The organism is Candidatus Pantoea deserta (genome assembly GCF_003813865.1).
In the GTDB taxonomy this organism is placed as follows: domain Bacteria; phylum Pseudomonadota; class Gammaproteobacteria; order Enterobacterales; family Enterobacteriaceae; genus Pantoea; species Pantoea deserta.
In genome coordinates this window covers 204,487-223,788 of record NZ_RMVG01000006.1, presented here as the reverse complement: position 1 = coordinate 223,788, position 19,302 = coordinate 204,487, and the positions used below count along the sequence as shown (strand labels likewise).

The 19,302-nt window shown below is 53.3% G+C and carries 13 protein-coding genes and 3 pseudogenes; 9 read left to right on the top strand and 7 right to left on the bottom strand.

All coding sequences use genetic code 11. The features are described 5' to 3' along the window. Nucleotides 1–553 (top strand): annotated as a pseudogene (locus BBB56_RS10770) (transposase family protein); the annotation flags it as partial. 824 nt (nucleotides 554–1,377) lie between these two features. After that, nucleotides 1,378–3,168: a tannase/feruloyl esterase family alpha/beta hydrolase gene (locus BBB56_RS10765; protein WP_123800954.1), complete on the top strand. Its 1,791-nt coding sequence runs from the start codon at nucleotides 1,378–1,380 to the stop codon at nucleotides 3,166–3,168. A 233-nt stretch (nucleotides 3,169–3,401) separates the two neighbouring features. On the opposite strand, the gene BBB56_RS10760 is transcribed toward BBB56_RS10765, so the two are convergent. Continuing rightward, nucleotides 3,402–4,292: a LysR family transcriptional regulator gene (locus BBB56_RS10760; protein ID WP_123800953.1), complete on the bottom strand. Its 891-nt coding sequence runs from the start codon at nucleotides 4,290–4,292 to the stop codon at nucleotides 3,402–3,404. 156 nt (nucleotides 4,293–4,448) lie between these two features. Here BBB56_RS10760 and pckA point away from each other — a divergent pair, with 156 nt between their 5' ends. The 4 genes and pseudogenes from pckA (at nucleotide 4,449) to otnC (ending at nucleotide 7,715) form a co-directional block, all read left to right on the top strand. Further along, the gene (gene pckA / locus BBB56_RS10755) at nucleotides 4,449–6,068 is read left to right on the top strand and encodes a phosphoenolpyruvate carboxykinase (ATP) (protein WP_123800952.1); all 1,620 of its coding nucleotides are present in this window, start codon (nucleotides 4,449–4,451) and stop codon (nucleotides 6,066–6,068) included. A 192-nt stretch (nucleotides 6,069–6,260) separates the two neighbouring features. After that, a pseudogene (locus BBB56_RS10750) lies at nucleotides 6,261–6,581 on the top strand (UbiX family flavin prenyltransferase); the annotation flags it as partial. A gap of 182 nt (nucleotides 6,582–6,763) precedes the next feature. Beyond that, nucleotides 6,764–6,928: pseudogene (locus tag BBB56_RS10745) on the top strand (nucleotide-binding domain containing protein); the annotation flags it as partial. After that, nucleotides 6,921–7,715: a 3-oxo-tetronate 4-phosphate decarboxylase gene (otnC, locus tag BBB56_RS10740; protein WP_123800951.1), complete on the top strand. Its 795-nt coding sequence runs from the start codon at nucleotides 6,921–6,923 to the stop codon at nucleotides 7,713–7,715. The pseudogene BBB56_RS10745 and the gene otnC, both read left to right, overlap by 8 nt. 201 nt (nucleotides 7,716–7,916) lie before the next feature. Here the strand turns inward: otnC and BBB56_RS10735 are convergent, their stop codons facing one another. Both BBB56_RS10735 and BBB56_RS10730 read right to left on the bottom strand, forming a co-directional pair. Next, the gene (locus tag BBB56_RS10735; protein ID WP_123800950.1) at nucleotides 7,917–8,393 is read right to left on the bottom strand and encodes an ester cyclase; all 477 of its coding nucleotides are present in this window, start codon (nucleotides 8,391–8,393) and stop codon (nucleotides 7,917–7,919) included. Between the two features lie 9 nt (nucleotides 8,394–8,402). Then, nucleotides 8,403–9,830: a gamma-aminobutyraldehyde dehydrogenase gene (locus BBB56_RS10730; RefSeq protein ID WP_123800949.1), complete on the bottom strand. Its 1,428-nt coding sequence runs from the start codon at nucleotides 9,828–9,830 to the stop codon at nucleotides 8,403–8,405. A 322-nt stretch (nucleotides 9,831–10,152) separates the two neighbouring features. On the opposite strand from BBB56_RS10730, the gene BBB56_RS10725 reads away from it, so the two are divergent. Beyond that, nucleotides 10,153–10,878, top strand: a complete 726-nt coding sequence (locus BBB56_RS10725) for a FadR/GntR family transcriptional regulator (RefSeq protein ID WP_123800948.1) — start codon at nucleotides 10,153–10,155, stop codon at nucleotides 10,876–10,878. A gap of 23 nt (nucleotides 10,879–10,901) precedes the next feature. Further along, a complete protein-coding gene (locus BBB56_RS10720; RefSeq protein WP_123800947.1) occupies nucleotides 10,902–11,585 on the top strand; it encodes a cache domain-containing protein in 684 nt (227 codons plus the stop codon). Between the two features lie 77 nt (nucleotides 11,586–11,662). On the opposite strand, the gene BBB56_RS10715 is transcribed toward BBB56_RS10720, so the two are convergent. The 4 genes from BBB56_RS10715 to puuE all read right to left on the bottom strand — a co-directional run bounded on the left by BBB56_RS10715 (nucleotide 11,663) and on the right by puuE (nucleotide 17,398). After that, complete coding sequence (locus BBB56_RS10715) at nucleotides 11,663–13,144, bottom strand: APC family permease (RefSeq protein ID WP_123800946.1); 1,482 nt, start codon at nucleotides 13,142–13,144, stop codon at nucleotides 11,663–11,665. Between the two features lie 156 nt (nucleotides 13,145–13,300). Continuing rightward, a complete protein-coding gene (locus BBB56_RS10710; RefSeq protein ID WP_123800945.1) occupies nucleotides 13,301–14,572 on the bottom strand; it encodes a Glu/Leu/Phe/Val family dehydrogenase in 1,272 nt (423 codons plus the stop codon). Between the two features lie 100 nt (nucleotides 14,573–14,672). Then, nucleotides 14,673–16,121: an NAD-dependent succinate-semialdehyde dehydrogenase gene (locus BBB56_RS10705; protein ID WP_123800944.1), complete on the bottom strand. Its 1,449-nt coding sequence runs from the start codon at nucleotides 16,119–16,121 to the stop codon at nucleotides 14,673–14,675. Then, nucleotides 16,118–17,398, bottom strand: coding sequence for a 4-aminobutyrate transaminase (gene puuE / locus BBB56_RS10700; RefSeq protein ID WP_123800943.1), 1,281 nt, complete (start codon nucleotides 17,396–17,398; stop codon nucleotides 16,118–16,120). The genes BBB56_RS10705 and puuE overlap by 4 nt, the downstream gene beginning before the upstream one ends. A 101-nt stretch (nucleotides 17,399–17,499) precedes the next feature. On the opposite strand from puuE, the gene pdxR reads away from it, so the two are divergent. Then, on the top strand, nucleotides 17,500–18,972 hold the full coding sequence (gene pdxR, locus BBB56_RS10695; protein ID WP_123800942.1) for a MocR-like pyridoxine biosynthesis transcription factor PdxR: 1,473 nt from the start codon (nucleotides 17,500–17,502) through the stop codon (nucleotides 18,970–18,972). Nucleotides 18,973–19,302: the final 330 nt, after the last annotated feature.

Genomic DNA, 19,302 nt, shown 5'->3' with positions numbered 1-19,302 from the left:
TACCGACGCACGGCGTGGAAAGCCTGGCACGCATCGCATCGATGAGGCTCTGCGGCACCGCATACTGACGCTGCTACGTGAAAATTACGTGGGTTTCGGCCCCACACTTGCCGCAGAAAAACTTCAGGAGCGTGACGGGATTACGATTTCCGTTGAGACGCTGCGATGCTGGATGACTGGGGACGGACTCTGGATCCCACACGCTCGCCGTCAGCCCCGGATTTATCAGCCGCGCCTGCGGCGGGATTGCCCTGGCGAGCTTATCCAGATCGATGACTCACACCATGACTGGTTCGAGGGCCGCGCACCAAAATGCTGCCTTCTGGTTTATGTTGACGACGCGACCGGTCGTCTGATGCACCTGCGCTTTTGTCAGAGTGAGTCAGCCCTGGATTACATGGCGGCCCCACGCGACTACATCGATAAACACGGCAAGCCGGTGGCGTTTTACAGTGATAAACATGCGGTATTCCGTGTCATTCAGGCCGAAACACGACGTACCGGCATAAGGCAGTTCGGACGCGCGCTACACGAGCTGAACATTGACCTTATCTGTCATTCTCTAAATCCAGCCTGAAAAAATGAGCTCGCTGCCCTTTTCTCTTCATCAGAAAGCAGTAGAAGGTGACATTTAAAACCGGGAAATCACGGTGACATTATCAATAAGGAAAGACAAACTACATCATCCAGCGTGGCATTCTCCAGCTTTGCATACAAATACGTTCCTGTCGGCCAGCTCACTACTTTGTCATCAAGACGCTCGTTGTATTTGAGGACATCTGCGCCAACCGCAGGGATGTTTCCCAGAAAAAGCAAAGTTAAAGCTCTGAGGGTCAGATTGACAATAGGTAATTGGCCTCAATGCCACATCCGCTTTTCGCCCATAGCGGACAAACAAAACACAGGTTAAGCGAATTAACATGGCGCTATACTTTAGGCACGGAATCGAACATATGCGGGGATATTCTAAAGATGATTCAGCGAAGTGTCATGATTGAATAATCCGGAACGTTTGGACTTATCGTAAAATCATAAAATTAAGACGCGAATAGAGACCTGGAAGATGGCTGTATGACTCGCTAAAGTGATGACCGATGTGCCCTGGCAATGACTCATGCAAGGAGTATCAGAAAAAACAGGCTCTATATCCCGATACAGGGATGTGGCAGGCAAAAACATTAACCGACTTCGATGGATTAATGGCGTGAGAGACTTTCGTGTTTACTGGTTATTTCAGCTTCTGAAGCCACAGCATACTTACTGAATAAGATATTTTGTATTTATTTCCACGATATTCACGCTTTCTTAACGTCAGCCTGACCTGAGAAGCGCATAAACAGGGTAAAATTGATGACGCACTTTTACAGGAATCTACGCATGCATACTTATACCCAGTGTATTAAATTTATCCTGGCGTTTTGTACCTTAAGCCTGTTTTTTACTCTTCTTTCTGCGGCATCAGCCGCGCAATCTCTGCCTGTAGTAAAACCCGTTTATTCATGTGCCCAGCTCGGTGCACTCAGTTTTAGCAAAGGAATTGATGCTGAAGTTAAAATCAATGATGCAACAGAGCTGAAAACGGCACAGGGCACATTCTGTAAAATTAGCGCCACACTCTCTCCTGAGACTGGCGTTGAGGTGGCATTGCCGCAGGCTCACTGGACGCAGCGGATGCTGCAAGTGGGCTGCGGCGGCCTTTGCGGCAATATTAACCTCAGCCTCTCTAATGCCAGTGGATGCGTGCCAGCGATGAACGGGGAATTCGTCGTCACCGCAACTAATATGGGGCATGCCGGAACCATGATGGATGCTTCATGGGCAGAGGATCCACAGAAGCGAATCGACTTTGCTTATCGGGCGAATCACATTACCGCACAGTTTACCAAAGCGCTGATCAAAGCTTATTACGGACAACCGCAAAAATATGCTTACTTTATGGGGTGTTCAGATGGCGGGCGAGAAGCGCTTATGGAAGCGCAACGCTATCCGCACGATTTCAATGGCATTAGCGCAGGCGCGCCCGCGGCTTGGTTCTCTACACAAAACTCCTTTTATCACGGCTGGAACGTGACCGCGAATCTTCGTGCTGACGGTACGCCAGTCCTGCTTCAGAACAGACTTGCACTGATTCATCAGGCGGCTGTCACACATTGTCCAACGTTTTCAGGCCAGAAAGACGGCATTCTGCAAAACCCTTACGCATGTACTTTCTCTCGCAGCTGGATCAAACAATGTGAGCCTGAACAGGCTGATAAAAGCGACTGTCTGACAGCTGAAGAGCTGGATGTGGTGGAAAAACTCTATCGTGGTGCCCGCGGGCAAAACGGCGAGCAATATGTCCCGACTGGCCTGCCGATTGGTTCAGAGCTGCGCTGGCCGGTACCTGCGTCGCCAACCGGCAGCTCTATGTCTGAAATGATGGCCCTTCCTGCGCTGCAATATGTTTTACTGCCTGGCAGTAAACAGAAGCTGTCTAAGGTAGGTGATTTTGAATTTAACAGCCAAAATTTCTCCAGGATTGCCGAGCTTGCCCCACTTTATAACGCGACTAATACTAATCTGAAGCCTTTCAGGGCGGCGGGCGGTAAGCTTATTGTCTGGCATGGCCTTGCAGATGATTCCATCTCCCCGGCAGGCACCATCGCCTATTTTAACGGTGTGCAAAAATTTATGGGTGCGGAAAAGGTAGACAGTTTTATGAGACTTTTTCTGCTGCCGGGCGTCGCACATTGCGGTAATGGAGAAGGCCCCGATCAGGTTGATTTACTGACGGCTCTGATGAACTGGACCGAGCATGGCGTTGCACCGGATAAACTTGTTGCGGGCAAAACTGAACATGATGCCACCATGCCCGCCATGCCGCCTGGCCCGGAAAGAGCAAAACCGAAAGGTGAAGACGCTTCAGTGCAATTTCATGGCATGCAGAAGCCCAGCATACCTGTGGCTGAACCAGTATCTAAAGTGCTTTATAGCCGCCCCGTCTTCCCCTATCCCTTTATTGCTGAGTATAACGGTAAAGGGGACGCCAGTAATGCCGCCAGCTACCATGCGGTGAAGTCAGAGGATTACAAAACACTTATTCTGAACAAACCTGTCAGCAACATGCTCGGCCCGAATAACCAGAAAAACTATAAGGTTTCAGACGGCAAATTAACTGTCCAGCAATAGTTGAAGATGCGCTGCAGGGTTAGCTGCAGCGTAATTACAGGTTCGATTTAGCGATGCAGGAAGGCTATGCTCTGCTTGACGTTGAGCTTCATCATCCGAAAGATCAGTGTATATAATCAGCTGCCATTTGAGGTCTGCGTTGTAAAAGAAAGATCAGCACCGGGAGCGATATTTTTGCGCCTGAAAAGGATCGCTCTGAACAGCAGGGACATAATATTTGCAAATACTCCCCATCAACTCTCAACGTTTCGCTCCTTAATATAGCGCCAGAAGCGTTCCGCCGTAAGATTTAAACGTGCCCCAGAGCGATAAACATAGGCAGAAATTTTCAGCGTCAGGCTGTGGTCTATAATCGCGAGCTTCCTTTCTCTCAGCTCATATTGAATAGAGTAATCCGGTAGCCAGCCAACCGCATCGCCTTTCAGTATCATTCTTTTCAGCAATTCACTCATGGAGGAGACAAATGTCAGGATAAAGGTGGTGTTCGGTATGCGATCAATCACCTGATTGACCTGACGTCCCATATAGCTGTCATTGGCATATTTAACCAGCGGCAGCGTCTCGCTATTTAATGAGAATAACGGATTGCCGTTCTGATCGCAGGGTGTGACGAGATGTAGGGCGGAATCGAAGATTTTATGATTGATAAACGGGTAATTCATCAGTTCTTCGTTATAAAAAGAGAGGATAAAATCACTTTTCCCTTCCTTCAGATTAAAGACCGCATCGTTGACATTGATCGATTCAACGAAGAACACTTTATCTGGACTGTCACGGTAATCAGCTAATATATCGGGCAGTAGCAGTACGGAAAGCGAAGGTGCCGCATCAATACGGATGCTCTGCCTCAACTTATCCTCCCCCTTGATTCGGCTAATCTGGAAGTCCATATCGTCGAGCATATTTCTGGCATAGCCGACAAATATCCTGCCCTGTGGGGTCAACTGAGGGGGATTGACATTACGGTTGAAGACGCTGAAACCCAAGGTAGTTTCCAGTGCCTGGATCCTCCTGCTAAACGAGGATTGCGAAATATTCCGTTTCTGTGCCGCGAGGGTAAAGCTGCGGCACTCTTCCAGTGCAATCACGTCATAGAACCACTTTACCTCGAGATTACTTAGCACTTCTCTGCTCCGATTTCAGCCCCTAATCCTATGCATTTTCTACATGACAGATGGCATATATGCAATTTCTGCATCAAATGGCCAGTGCTACTATCCACAGCTTAACAGAGCCGGTTATTGCCGCCTTACCTTTCATCTAATGAGTCAGGGTATCCTATGAGCGCAAATAAACATGTCACGCAACATCTCTCAAACCTTGGCATCAACGATGTCAGTGAGATCGTCTATAACCCGGATTATGAACTACTCTTCGAGCATGAAATCTCACCCGAACGCAAAGGTCTGGCTCGCGGTAAACTGACCACGTCTGGCGCTGTGACGGTTGATACGGGCGAGTTCACTGGTCGTTCTCCACGCGATAAGTACATCGTTCGCGACGAGCTGACCCGAAATACTCTTTGGTGGGCGGATGCTGGCCAAGGGCGTAACGATAATAAACCAATGTCTGCTGACGTGTGGGCGCACCTGAAAACCCTGGTCACTGAACATCTGTCGGCTAAAACGTTGTATGTCATTGATGCCTGGTGCGGCGCTAGCGCCGATACTCGCCTGGCAGTGCGTTTTGTCACTGAAGTAGCGTGGCAGGCGCATTTCGTTAAAAACATGTTTATTGCGCCAACCGCCGATGAGCTGGCAAACTTTACTCCAGACTTCACGGTGATCAACGCCGCAGGCTGCGTGAATCCGCAGTGGCAGGAGCAAGGATTAAACTCGGAGAATTTTGTTGCTTTCAACCTGACCGAAAATATTCAGTTGATTGGCGGTACCTGGTATGGCGGTGAGATGAAAAAAGGGATGTTCTCGGTAATGAACTACCTGCTCCCACTAAAGGGTATCGCTTCAATGCACTGTTCAGCAAACCGTGGTGAAAAAGGGGACGTGGCGCTGTTCTTCGGCCTCTCCGGTACCGGGAAAACCACACTGTCGACCGATCCGCGTCGACAATTGATTGGCGATGATGAGCACGGTTGGGATGCAGACGGCGTATTCAATTTTGAAGGCGGCTGCTATGCCAAGACCATTAATCTGAAAGCTGAGTCCGAACCGGAAATTTATGGTGCCATTCGCCGTAACGCGCTGCTTGAAAACGTAGTAGTCAGGGAAGATGGCAGCGTGGATTACGCTGATGGTAGCAAAACCGAGAACACCCGTGTCTCCTATCCCCTGTCGCATATTGAGAATATCGTACAGCCAGTTTCCCGCGCCGGTCATCCTTCACGCATCATATTCCTCGCGGCAGATGCCTTCGGGGTGCTTCCGCCTGTTTCACGCCTGACGCCGGAACAGATGCAGTATCACTTCCTGTCCGGTTTTACCTCCAAGCTGGCTGGCACTGAACGTGGCATTACGGCCCCGACGCCGACGTTTTCCGCCTGCTATGGCGCGGCTTTCCTGCTGCTGCACCCAACACAGTATGCCGACGTGCTGCAGGAGAAGGTCGCGCAGAGCGGTGCTGAAGTGTGGCTTGTGAATACTGGCTGGAACGGTGCTGGTCAGCGTTTGTCACTGAAAGATACGCGTCAAATCGTTAACGCCATCCTCGAAGGAGAGACCGGCGCATTGCGTGAGGAAAGGTTGCCAATATTTGGCCTCGCCATTCCGCAACAGATTGCCGGAGTGGATGAGAATACACTGGATCCGCGTAACGGCTGGGCATCCCCGGAACAGTGGCAGGAGGCAGCCGAGAGACTGGCGCAGCTGTTTATCAAAAACTTCAAACAGTACACTGGCAACGAGGCCGGTGCGCGTATTGCCCAAGCTGGCCCGCGGCTATAACAACGCTAAGTCTTACGCAGAACGTAAAACGTTGCCACACAGTTGCCGATAGTTAAGCGCTAATATAAAAAGAACAGCTGCTGCCCCGCGTAAAAACCGTTTGGCAGCGGCTTATCTTGCACAGCACGCCGCTTTTTGTGGGTAAGGTGGTACTGGTAAGAAAAATTTCGCTGTTTTGCTATTCGCTCATATATGAAGACTCTGGCCGCGATCCGCTGCGGCTACGGCGAAAGCCTGATTGCCCGCGCCGCCGCGGTCACCCTGAAAGAGCAGCGCAAGCTGGTGATGGTCCCGCGTGAAACGCCGCTTAACGCTATTCATCTGGAAAACATGCTGACCTTAACCCGCGCTGTCGCGATGATGCTACCGCCGATGCCTGCCTTCTATAACTATTCTTCAACTACAGACGATATCGTCAACCATACAGCGTCCCGCATTCTCGATCAGTCTGGCCCGAATAATAACTACACCCATCGCTGGACCGGGCAGAATACTATGTCAACTCCGGCGTAAGCAGAGCCTGATGAAATATTACAGTGATCTACACAGCTTTATTAGTGTCCTCGACGCCATGGGTGACATTATGAATGCCCATCGCGAGGTGGACGATGATCTTAAACGGAGCGCGATTACCTGCCGCAGCTATGAAATCCAGTCACGCGCGTAGCGATGTCGTTCTATAAACCTCCGGCGCCGTCACGCAGGGACTGCATATTCGCGGCATGGTTATAGGCGACGCCGTCGCACCCGGCGTGCCCTGGACGCAGGTTCTTGATGAACGGAAATGGGTGATCCTCAAATCCGGCAACTTTGGCAACAGTGACTTTTTCCTGAAGGCACAGGAGTCTTTCCATGAGTGAATCTCAACTGCGCCAGGATCTGGTGCGCTACGCCCGATCAATGTATCAACGCGGCTACAGCAGCGGCGGCGCGGGTAATATCAGCCTGAAGCTGCCAGACGGCAATGTACTGGCGACGCCGACCAACTCCAGCTTCGGCGATCTGGATCCCGACACGCTGAGCAAAGTGACGATGACAGGCGAGCTACTGGCGGGAGAGAAGGCGTCGAAGGAGATCCTGATGCATCTGGCGATCTACCGTCAGCGTCCACAGTGCGGCGGCATCGTGCATCTGCATTCGCCGTGGCTGACAGCCCTCTCCTGCCTGCCTGGACTGGATAATGAGAATGCGCTGCCGCCGATTACGCCTTACCAGGTGATGCGCGTCGGCAAACTGCCGGTGGTGCGTTACCTTCCTCCCGGATCGCCGGTAATAGCCGAAGAGGTAGAAAAACTCGCTGCTGAACATAATTCGAAACTGCTGGCTAATCACGGCCCAATTATTTCAGGCAAAGATATTCGTGAAGCGGTATTCAACGCCGAAGAGCTCGAAGAGACCGCCAGACTCTATTTCATGCTGAAGCCATTTGGCATGAATTCACAAGAGGAGAAGAGAATGCCTGAAATTGTGGTTTATGCGGTAGAAGGCCGTTCTGCCGAGCAGAAGAAAACCCTGATGGTTAAGATCACTGAAGCTGTAGTAGAGAGTTTCGGCGTAGAGCGCGATCGCGTGGTGGTGTCGATCGTCGAGACCAAAGCCAGCGAAAAATCACGTGGCGGCGTGCTTTATTGTGAGCGAGGAAAATAGCGAATAATCGCTGTCTCAGCACAACGAAAATCAAGCTGTGCGTAGAATCTCAGTGGAGATAGGGCGGCCAGAGCCGCCCCATAATCTACTACGGTGTGAAGTCGATTCGATTGTGTAAGGCATCGCATATCGGCCGTATTGACCTCAGCGACCGATAACGCTTCTCCACGCCCGCGCGTGGAGAAGAATGGCCCCGCGCGATTAAGGTTTAGCTTTTTGCAGTTCAGCCTCTAGCTTTTTAGAATCATAATAGTCGCCCTGCCAGGCGATTTTCCCGTCAACAACTTTGATAAAGCTGACGCCTTCAAACTTGATGTCGTTGTTGGTGGCAGGCGCGCCTGCCCATTCGCCTGAATTTTTCCCTGAAAACTGCCACTGGAACGCGATAGTATCCTGGTTATAAACGGGCTGACTGGTCATCTTCCACTGCAAATCGGGCACCGCGCGGATAAACGCGCCAATGACCTCTTTTTCCGCCTTCTCTTTGCCTTTAACCGGTGAACCGGTGGCCGCATCGTAATAAACGACATCGTTCGCCAGATAACGCGCGGCCTGCGAGGCGCTATGGGCATTCCATGCGGCCATATAGCTGCTTACTACGGACTGAGGCGACGCTTCTGCCATGACGCCGGAAGAGATCAGCGCCAGTGAGAACACAGCGAGTTGGATCGATTTCATCTTGCTTCCTTAATGGTTGATGTCGCACATGATGTGTTTTACACGGGTGTACTCATCCAGTGAGTAAGAAGAGAGATCCTTGCCATAGCCCGATTTTTTGAATCCGCCGTGCGGCATTTCCGCACAGAGCGGGATATGGTTGTTGATCCACACCGTGCCAAAATCGAGTTCGATACTAAAACGCTGCGCGCGGCCATGATTACGGGTCCAGACGCTTGCCGCCAGGCCATACTCCACGTCATTGGCTTTGTACAGGGCGTCCGCTTCGTCAGAGAAACGCTGGATGGTCATCACCGGACCAAACACCTCATGCTGTATCGCCTCGTCATGCTGTTCAAGCCCGGAGATGATGGTGGGTTCAAAGTAGTAGCCCGGCCCTTTTCCGGCATAACCGCCGGTTTCAATTTTGGCGTGCGCGGGCAGTCGCGCGATAAAACCGCTGACCTGTTCAAGCTGATTACGGCTGTTTAGCGCGCCGTAAAGGGCGTCGCGATCGTCAGGCGCGCCGAACCTGATTTCCCGCGTTCTGGCGACGAGTTTTTCAAGAAACGCCTCATAAGCCGAATCTTCTACAAGAATGCGCGTTGCAGCGGTGCAATCCTGGCCAGCATTAAAAAAACCGGCGGTGGTAATCGTCTCTACGGCCTTATCCATATCGGCATCCGCAAAGACGATCACCGGCGCTTTACCGCCTAGCTCAAGATGTGCTTTGGTCAGATTGGCGGCGGCTGAGGCCGCAACCTGTAGCCCCGCCCGCACCGATCCGGTAATAGAAACCAGCGACGCGACAGGATTTGACACGACAAGCGAGCCGGTTTCAGCTTTACCCAGCACGACGTTAAACGCGCCAGCGGGGAAAAACGGCGCGGCCAGCTCGGCAAGGAGAAGCGTGCTGACGGGCGTGGTGTCGCTCGGCTTCAGAACCACCGTATTGCCGGCTGCCAGCGCGGGCGCGATTTTCCACACCGCCATCATAAAGGGATAGTTCCAGGGCGCGACCTGACCGACAATGCCAAGCGGTTCCCGCCGAATAACAGAGGTAAACCCGGCAGCGTACTCGCCCGCCGCCTTGCCTTCCAGACAACGCGCGGCTCCCGCAAAGAAACGGATAGCGTCGCAGGACGCCGCAATCTCCTCTTTCTCGATAAAATGTTTGAGCTGCCCGGTCTCTTTACTCTGCCATTCCACCAGGCGGGTGACGTTTCTTTCGATTTCATCGGCTAATTTAAGCAGCGCTTTTTGTCTCTCTGCCGGCGTCGACGTCTTCCAGACTGAAAACGCCTGTTCAGCGGCAGCGTAGGCAAGATCGACCTCTGCCTTGCCGCCGTTGGGCGACTGCGCATAGATTTCGCCATCCACCGGACTGACCAGATCGAAAAAATCATTTCCCTGATTTGCTACATACTGCCCATTGATGAAGTGCTTTAGGGTTTGCATCGCCTTCTCCGTTCGCCCGAATACATAAAAGATATTATGTAATATATTATCAGCCGCTATTTCAATCATCGCGTCCCGACAACATGAAGCGCATCGCATTTCTAACAAATCGATTACAATTCTTTCCGTAACCAACGGGTAGCCGCACGTATCGGGTCGATAACGCAACTGCGCACTGGACGGCATCGGCAAAGAAGAGAGGAAAGAGTGGGCGCGGTTTTGTGAATCTTTTAACCCATTACTCGACGGTATTTACCTCTTTCGTGACAGGTATGTTTATGTTAAGTATGGCGCCCTGTAGAAGGGACTTTCAGAGAAGATTATGATTACTCACGCGGTTATATTCGCCCCTATTGGACAGGCTAGTCGTTCTGATCAAATCGTTCAGCGTCTTACTAATGCTATTGTCACCGGCCTGCTTGAACCGCATGAACAGCTGCCAAACGAGTCGGATCTGGCAAAGATGATGGGCGTTTCGCATATTACCATCCGCGAAGCGTTGAATACTTTACGCGCGAACGAACTGATTCATACGGTGCGTGGCCGCAACGGCGGCAGCTTTGTCTGCGAAACCGTTCCCGAATCGGGCAAGAATCTTCACCCCTTTCGAAGTATCAGCACGGATTACCTCGCCGATTTGGGGGAAATGCACAGCGCGATAATCAGTCACAGCGCGAGGCTCGCATCGCGCAGGATGACTCAAGCGGATTTGAATCGGCTGCTGGAATTTACTGAGGTGCTGGCAAAGGCGGAAACGCCGGAGCAGAGAACTCAGGCGGATATGCGCTGCCTGCTGGCCATCGCGGCATGCTCCCAATCCGCCAGGCTCGCCAATCAGGAACTGCAACTGCAGGCGGAGTGGGCCTCTTTAGTCGCCGCGCTGTACCGTTCCCGCGATATTCATCGCGAGGTGATCGCGCTCTATGCTGTGCTGACAGAGGCGCTGGCTTCCCATTCAGAGCAGGCAGCCGTTCAGGCAGCGTCACAGCTTATTGATACCTTTACCGAATATTTATTAGAAAAGAAAATGAATTACCACTCTGAATAATAACCGTATAGGCAGTGTAGAAAATGAATCACGCAGAGCACCTTAGCGCGCTAACCCGTAAAATTAACGACATCATTAACTCCACTGTCGAGAGTACTGGTTTATTAGCAGAGAAAATCAGGCAATCTCTGAAGGAGAGCCGCCCGGAAATTTTACTGGAGCCCGGCGTTAAAAGCGCTATTCAGTCTCATATCAAACACACCCTTAATCACAACCTTTACTGCTCCGGAGCGGGTTTTGCGAGTCATATTGAAAGCGCAGGCGCGGTGCGGGAGTACTGGCTGCTTGAGTGGTGGTACAAAAAAGATAAAGGCTTAAAGCAGGTCAGTCTCGATCTTGATCAGGCCACGCAGCAGAGGCTGGATTTTCGCACCTTTGAATGGTTTAAAACCCCGGTTGCCGAAGGCAGGGCCTATATCCACGGCCCTTACGTCGACTATATCTGCAACACCTCGCTGACGCTGACCGCCGCCGTGCCCGTGGTGATCGAGGATAAAGTGCTGGGCGTCGCGGCGCTCGATATCCTCGTCAGCCGCGTTGAGGAAGAGCTTTTACCGCTCTGCGCCGGGGAGAAGATCATCCTGACCAACCCTGACGGCCGAATCATTTTCTCGACCAATCCTCGCCTCCGCATTGGCGAACTGTTCCATGCGGAAGGCCAGAAGGTCATTGACCAAAACAGCTATACCCTCCTCTACCAGCAGTAACCGTGCTGTCCTGATAAAAAAAAGCCGTAGCGCTAATGGCTACGGCTTAAGCGGCGACACAGGAGACAGCTAAACCACTAAACGCCCTCTTCCGCCCTGAGCTTGCTGGCGTACTCAATGGCGTCATTTTCTGGCGCGCTGGAGCGCCCGAAGGGTTTGGCGATAGCCATATAAAGCAGGCCGGCAATCAGCACCACCGCCAGACCCACCAGCACCGTCCAGCGATCCAGGAAGCTGTCGCCGTCGGCTGGCTGAGCGAGCAGCCAAATTCCACACAGACCATAGAGCAGCGCGAACAGGTTAACGATTAATCCCCACGAGCCAAGCGTCCACTCGCCTGCTGGCTTCCAGCCCTTGAGGCGCTGGCGCAAAGCCGCTAACACTACCAGCTGGAAAGAGATATAAATGCCAATCACAGCGAACGCGGTGATACGAGAAAGATTATCCGGCTGAAAGTAGACCCAGACGCAGATGATGACGGGCAAGATGCAGCTGACGAGCATGGCGTTATCCGGCACGCTGTTTTTGGAAATTTTTGCCATCCATTCACTGCCCGGCAGCATTCTGTCGCGCGAGAACGAGAAAATAAGGCGGCTTAGCGCAGCCTGCAATGACAGGATACAGGAGAGCATAGCGACGATCGCGACGACGATAAATACCGTGGCGCCTGTGCTGCCCAGCGCTTCGTTAAGAATAGCCGGAATGGGATCGGCGATTTTACCGCTAACAATATCGATCAGATCCGGCGAGGAGAGGAGATAACCCAGGACCGAGATAACCGCGGAAATGGCGCCAAAAACAATGCTCAGAATCATCGCCAGCGGGATCTTTTTGCCTGGATTTTTGACCTCTTCCGCCACGTTGCCGCAGGCTTCGAAACCAAAGAACATAAACAGGCCCATCAGCGCGGCAGACATAAACGCCGTGGTGTAGCTACCGTCTTTCGCCATAACGCCCATCGAGTCGAAGATGACGGAAAACGGCTGAGAACGGTGGAAGATCAACAGATAAATCCCCAGCGCAATCACACTCACGATTTCACACCAAAACCCGATCTTCGCCACGCGCGCCAGGTTTTTGGTGCCTGACATATTTACGCCCATCATCAGCAGCAGCAGCACCACTGAGGTCATCAACAGGTTGAGCGGCGTCTGCGCAAAGTGAAACAGGGAGGCGACAAAGGTTGAGGTGTATTCAGCAATAGAGGTAATGGTGACCACCAGCGCCCACAGATAGATCCACGCGGCGATCCAGGCGAATTTTTTACCCCACAAACGTCTTGCCCAGGGATATAACCCGCCGGTAATTGGATACTGGGAAGCGACTTCGCCAAACACCAGCGCAACAAGCAGCTGTCCGCACGCGACGATCAGGATCCACCACACCGCGGGAGGACCGGCCAGCGTCACGGCCAGCGCAAACAGCGAATAGACGGCCGTTAAGGGTGAAAGGTAGGTAAATCCAAGCGCGAAGTTCGAAATAAGCCCAATAGATCTCTTGAACTGCTCTTTGCTTTCAGGCTGATTAATATAGAGATTTTTTTCAGGTGTCTGTTCCATATGTCGCTCTCTTTAATGGCATAATCGCAGGCGATAGAGGGTAATTTATAAAACATAATAAGTTATATGTATATTGCGCATGTCACAGTTTTTTTAAAGATTTGCTGGCGGCTGAACAGCGACAGAGAGAGCAGCCCCGCGCGGCGGGGCCGGAGATCAGGGATAAATGCCGCGCTCTTCACGCGCGATGAGAATACGCTCACAGGCAATGGCATAGGCGGCGGTGCGCAACGACACGTCCAGCTCCAGAGACTTGTTCCAGACATCGTCAAACGCGCGAAGGATAATAGCATCCAGCTTTTGATAAATTTCGTTTTCCGACCAGTAGAAGCTGGAGAAGTCCTGTACCCATTCGAAGTAGCTGACGGTGACCCCGCCTGCGTTGCAGATCACATCGGGCAACACCGTAATGCCGCGCTCGCGCAGAATGTCATCCGCCTGCGGAACGGTCGGCCCATTCGCCCCTTCCAGCACCAGCCGGCAATCAAGGCGTTCAGCGCGCGACGCGGTGATCTGGCCTTCAAGGGCTGCCGGTATCAGGATGTCGTAATGAAGGGTCCAGAACGCGTCGTGGTCAACTTCGACAGCGCCTGCAAAACCGCGGATTTGACCGTGCTCCTGCTGCCAGGCGATCAACGCTTCGGTATCGATGCCCTTTTCATTAACGAGAGTGGCGGAATGATCCTGAACGGCAATGATGCTGGCGCCGTCCTGCGCAAACAGCTGAGCCGCCACGCTGCCGACATTGCCGAAACCCTGAACGCCGATACGTGCCTGGCTGACGTCGATATGCAAACGTTCGGCCGCCTTTCGCCCGGTCACAAATACACCGCGACCAGTGGCCTTAACGCGTCCCAGCGAGCCTCCCAGGTGCACCGGCTTGCCGGTCACGACGCCGGTCGTCGTGGCGCCCACGTTCATGGACCAGGTATCCATCATCCATGCCATTACCTGCGCATTGGTGCCGACGTCAGGCGCGGGAATATCCTGCTGAGGCCCGATAATCAAACCGATTTCGCTGGTATAACGTCGGGTAAGCCGCTCCAGTTCTTTTTTGCTCAGCGAGGCCGGATCGACGCGAATGCCGCCCTTGGCGCCGCCGAAAGGTAAGTTAAGCGCGGCGCATTTTATTGTCATCCAGGCGGACAGCGCCATCACCTCTTCAAGCGTGACGGCCGGGTGAAACCTCACGCCGCCTTTTCCCGGCCCGCGAGAGAGGTTGTGCTGTACGCGATAGCCCTCAAAATGCCTGACGCTTCCGTCATCCATTTCCAGCGGAATATCAACGATCAGGGCGCGCTTGGGACGCGTCAGAGTTGATGCCCAGAATGTCAGGTCGCCCAGGTGCGGAAGAACGCGTTCAACCTGAGCGACAAAAATGGTCCATGCGGAATCTTTATGATTACTGAGAAATGACAGGGTGTTCATTTAGCCTCCTGAATAAGCTTCACGGCGGTTTAAAGGCAAAAAAAACGACGATAATCAATATCGTCGGAACTCATGCGAGCAAAGTACTACGGCAGATTAATTACAACGCGACGCAAACATATTTAATTTCGAGATACTCATCCATGCCGAAGCGGGAGCCTTCGCGGCCTAGTCCGGACTGTTTAATCCCGCCGAAAGGCGCGACTTCATTGGATATCAGACCGGTATTGACGCCGACCATGCCATATTCCAGCGCCTCAGGTATCAGCCACTGACGACGGGCGTCGCGGGTAAAGATATAAGCGGCAAGACCGAATTCCGTATCGTTGGCATACTGAACCACTTCATCATCCGTGCTGAACTGAAACAGCGGCGCCACCGGGCCAAATGTTTCCTCACGAGCGAAACGCATCGTCTGGTTGACGTCCCCGATCACCGTCGGCATAAAGAAATGGCCGCCCAGCGGGTGACGTTTTCCTCCCGTCAGCAGGGTCGCCCCTTTCTCCAGCGCATCACTGATATGGGCCTCCACTTTAGTGAGCGCCCGGTCATCAATCAGCGGACCCTGATTATTGTTTTCATCCAGACCGTTACCAACCTTCAGCGCGTTTACCGCATTGACCAGCGCGTCTGACAGCGCGGCGTAAATTCCGCGCTGCACATAGATGCGGTTAGCGCATACGCAGGTCTGGCCGCTGTTGCGGAATTTCGAGGCCATAATGCCGGCGACCGCCTGCTCAAGATCGGCGTCGTCAAAGACAATAACCGGCGCGTTGCCGCCCAGTTCAAGAGACAGCTTTTTGATGCCAGGCGCGCACTGCGCCATCAGGAGGCGGCCGGTCTCCGTGGATCCGGTAAAGCTCAGTTTGCGCACCGTTGGATGCTGACAAAGCTCCCCGCCTATTTCCCGCGGATCGCCAGTCACCACCTGTAGCACGCCGGCTGGCAGTCCAGCCTCTTCGCCCAGCCTGGCCAGCGCCAGCGCGGTCAGTGGCGTCTGTTCCGCAGGCTTGACAATCATGACGCAGCCTGACGCCAGGGCTGGCGCCACTTTGCGCGTGATCATCGCCGCGGGGAAATTCCACGGCGTGATGGCCGCGCAGACGCCGACAGGCTGTTTCGTCACCACATAACGCTGCGACGCGTTTACCGGCTGCAACAGCGCACCGTCAATACGCCGGGCCTCTTCAGCGAACCACGTAATAAAAGAGGCGGCGTAAGCGATCTCTCCTCGGGCTTCCGCCAGCGGTTTTCCGCCCTCTGCGGTGATCAGGCAGGCCAGATCCTCGCGATTTTCCTCAATCAGCGCCACCCAGCGATGCAGGATTTTCGCGCGCTCAGTCGCGGTGCGTCGCTTCCATTCGCGCTGTGCTTTTTCCGCATACACAATGGCACGCTGCGTTTCCGCCCGTCCCAGCAGCGGCACGCTGGCGATCGCTTCGCCCGTCGCGGGATTTCTTACGCTAAATGTGGCGCCCGAATCAGCGCCGAGCCACTGCCCCTCAACCAGATTTCTCTCGATAAGAAGCGCTGGATTGTTAAGTTTCATCGACTCTCTCCTGTATTTTTTGTCGCGGATGCGATGATTCTCAGCGCCTGGTCAAACTGAGCGTCGGGAATGGTTAAGGGATAGAGAAAGCGGATCACGTTGCCATACTGGCCGCAGGTCAGCAGCAGCAGCCCCTGCTCAAGCGCCCGCTGCTGAATTTTCTGCGCGGCGGCGGCGGAAGGCTCCCCGGTCTGCGCATCGCAGAATTCAGCCGCGATCATCGACCCCAGCCCGCGGATATCAGCCAGTTCGGCGCACCATTCCTGACAATCCCGCAGCGCCGCGCGCAGGCGTTCGCCCAGCGCATCGGCACGCTGACAGAGCTGTTCGTCTTTGATGATATCCAGCACCGCATGCGCTGACGCCACCGCCATGGGATTGCCCGCGTAGGTGCCTCCCAGACCGCCCGGCGCAGGCGCGTCCATGATCTCAGCTTTGCCCACCACGCCAGAGAGCGGCATTCCGCCCGCCAGGCTTTTCGCCATGGTCATCAGATCGGCCTGATGTTGATAGTGATCCATGGCAAACAGCTTGCCTGTACGAGCGAAGCCGCTCTGCACCTCGTCCGCGATCATCACGATGCCGTGCTCATCGCAGAGGCGACGGATAGCGGCGATCAATTCCGGCGGAGCGACATTGAACCCGCCCTCGCCCTGTACAGGTTCAAAAATAATCGCGGCGACCTGACTGGCGTCGATATCGGCCTTAAACAGGCGCTCAATGGCGAGCAGGGTGTCGGCGGTGGTAACGTTATGAAGTTCTGAAGGGTATGGCACATGAAAAACCGAGCCTGGAAACGGACCAAACCCTTTTTTATAGGGCGCGACTTTACCGGTCAGCGCCATCGTCATATAGGTGCGCCCGTGGAAGCCGCCGCCGAACGCGATGATGCCGGGTCGTCCGGTGTAGGCGCGCGCAATTTTCACGGCGTTTTCCACGGCTTCCGCGCCCGTAGAGAAAAACGCGGTTTTCAGCTCGCCTTTAACCGGCGCGACGGCATTGATTTTTTCCGCCAGAGAAATGTAGCTCTCATAAGGGACGATCTGATAGGCGGTATGGGTAAAGGCCTTGAGCTGCTGCTCCATCGCCGCCACCAGGCGAGGATGGCGATGGCCGGTATTCAGCACCGCAATGCCCGCTGCAAAATCGATATATTGATTGCCCTCGACATCCGTCAGGGTGCTGTTTTCCGCTGAACTGGCGTAGAAGTTGCACATGACGCCCACTCCGCGCGGAGTGGCATTCAGACGACGCTGCTGAAGATTGTTATTACCCATTGTAAGGCCCTTCCATCCAAATTTATTTGAAGTTCGAAAGACAATCTGTCAGCGTTTGGTACCTTATTCGAGAACCAAATCGTTTTATTTACAGGATCCAAATGCGCTCACTTGCCGGAGATGTGATCAGACAAGCATTTTTTAGCTGCTCCGAAGGAAAGCTGCATAAGCGGCTCTATCTCGCCATCTGTGACGCCATCTTGTCGGGCAACCTGACGCCTTCGTCGCGTATGCCACCGACCCGCGATCTGGCAGACGAGCTGGCGCTGTCGCGCAATACGGTATTGCGGGTTTATGAACAGTTGCAGGCAGAGGGCTATATCTCATCGCGTACGGGTAGCGGCACCTTCGTGACGCACAGCGTGCTGGATAATTTAGAGTGCAGGCCTGCCATCAGAGATCATAAGGCGGTTGCGGAGGACCATTCCTCTCTCTCGGCGCGCGGCTTACAGCTGCTTGAGCACGCAAGCGCAAGCCCCAGACAGTGGGGCGCGTTCTTACCGGGCGTACCCGACGTCGCGAATTTTCCACATCGCGTGCTGAAAAAATTCACCGATCGACAGGCTCGCCAGCGGTCACCTGAGCTGTTGACCTATGACACCACGGGCGGCTCGGAGATGCTCAAAGCCGCGCTGACCGACTATCTGCGCACCGCGCGCGGCGTGCAGTGTACGCCGGATCAGATTTTGATTACCGAAGGCATTCATCAGGCGCTCGACCTGGTGACGCGTTCGCTTTGCAACCCCGGAGACAAGGCCTGGACGGAAGAACCCGGATACTGGGGTATTAAAAATATTCTTCGTATGAACGGCGTAGAGATCGTCACCATGCCGGTGGACGAACAGGGCCTGGTTCCCGACGGAGAGCATAGTGATCCTCCCAGGCTGATTTTTGTTACCCCTTCTCACCAGTATCCGTTGGGTTCGGTGATGAGCCTGAGCCGCAGGCAGTTACTGCTGGCTCAGGCACGAAAAACCGCAAGCTGGATCGTCGAGGATGACTACGACAGCGAGTTTCGCTTTGCTGGCCAGCCTATTCCCGCGTTACAAGGGTTAGAGACCGATAGCCCGGTGATCTATGTCGGCACCTTCAGCAAAACCCTTTATCCGGCGCTGCGACTCGGCTATATGGTTTTGCCTGCGCAGCTGAAAACGGCGCTAAAAAGAATACATAGCGAACTCTATCGCGGCGGCCATCAGCTGACGCAGGCCGCTTTGGCAGACTTTATCAAAGAAGGATATTATGCGGCTCACATACGTAAAATGCGCCAGTTATACAGCAGGCGTCGGCAAATTTTAGTGAATTTAATCAATGAGGAACTGGGAAGCAGTTTTTTAGGCCAGTATAACAGTAATGCCGGACTCCATTTGATTATGCAATTACCACCGGGCGTCGATGATGTCAGCCTGGCGCAGCGGGCCAATAGCCAGGGCATCCTGGTTCGCGCCCTGTCGAGTTACTATGCCAGCAATACTCGCCTTTCTGGCTTGCTGCTTGGGTTTGCCAGCATGGAAGAAAGCGAAATCAAAACCAGCTTTCATCGACTCGTCGCGCTGATCAACGAGGCGATATAATCTCACTTCTCACTTCTCACTTCTCACTATCACGCCTTTCCAGCCGCTTTAGCGCAGTGGCTGGATTAGCCGCCCGCCCATGAAATCCACATAACATATTGAATTAAGTAAATTAATTAGCAATAAAATCTTAACGTCGCCGGGATATAAAAAGCCTGGAGAATGCGGAGGTAAATTTAATTTAACATTTTTGTGACACAAACCATATACATATATAATATTATGTTTTATATATTAGCGCACAGGATTTAGCCTTTTTACCACCCTGTCAGCAGAGAGGTCAGCCATGAGGATTATTTTCAAGATAACGCGGCGAGGAGAGGCGGATCC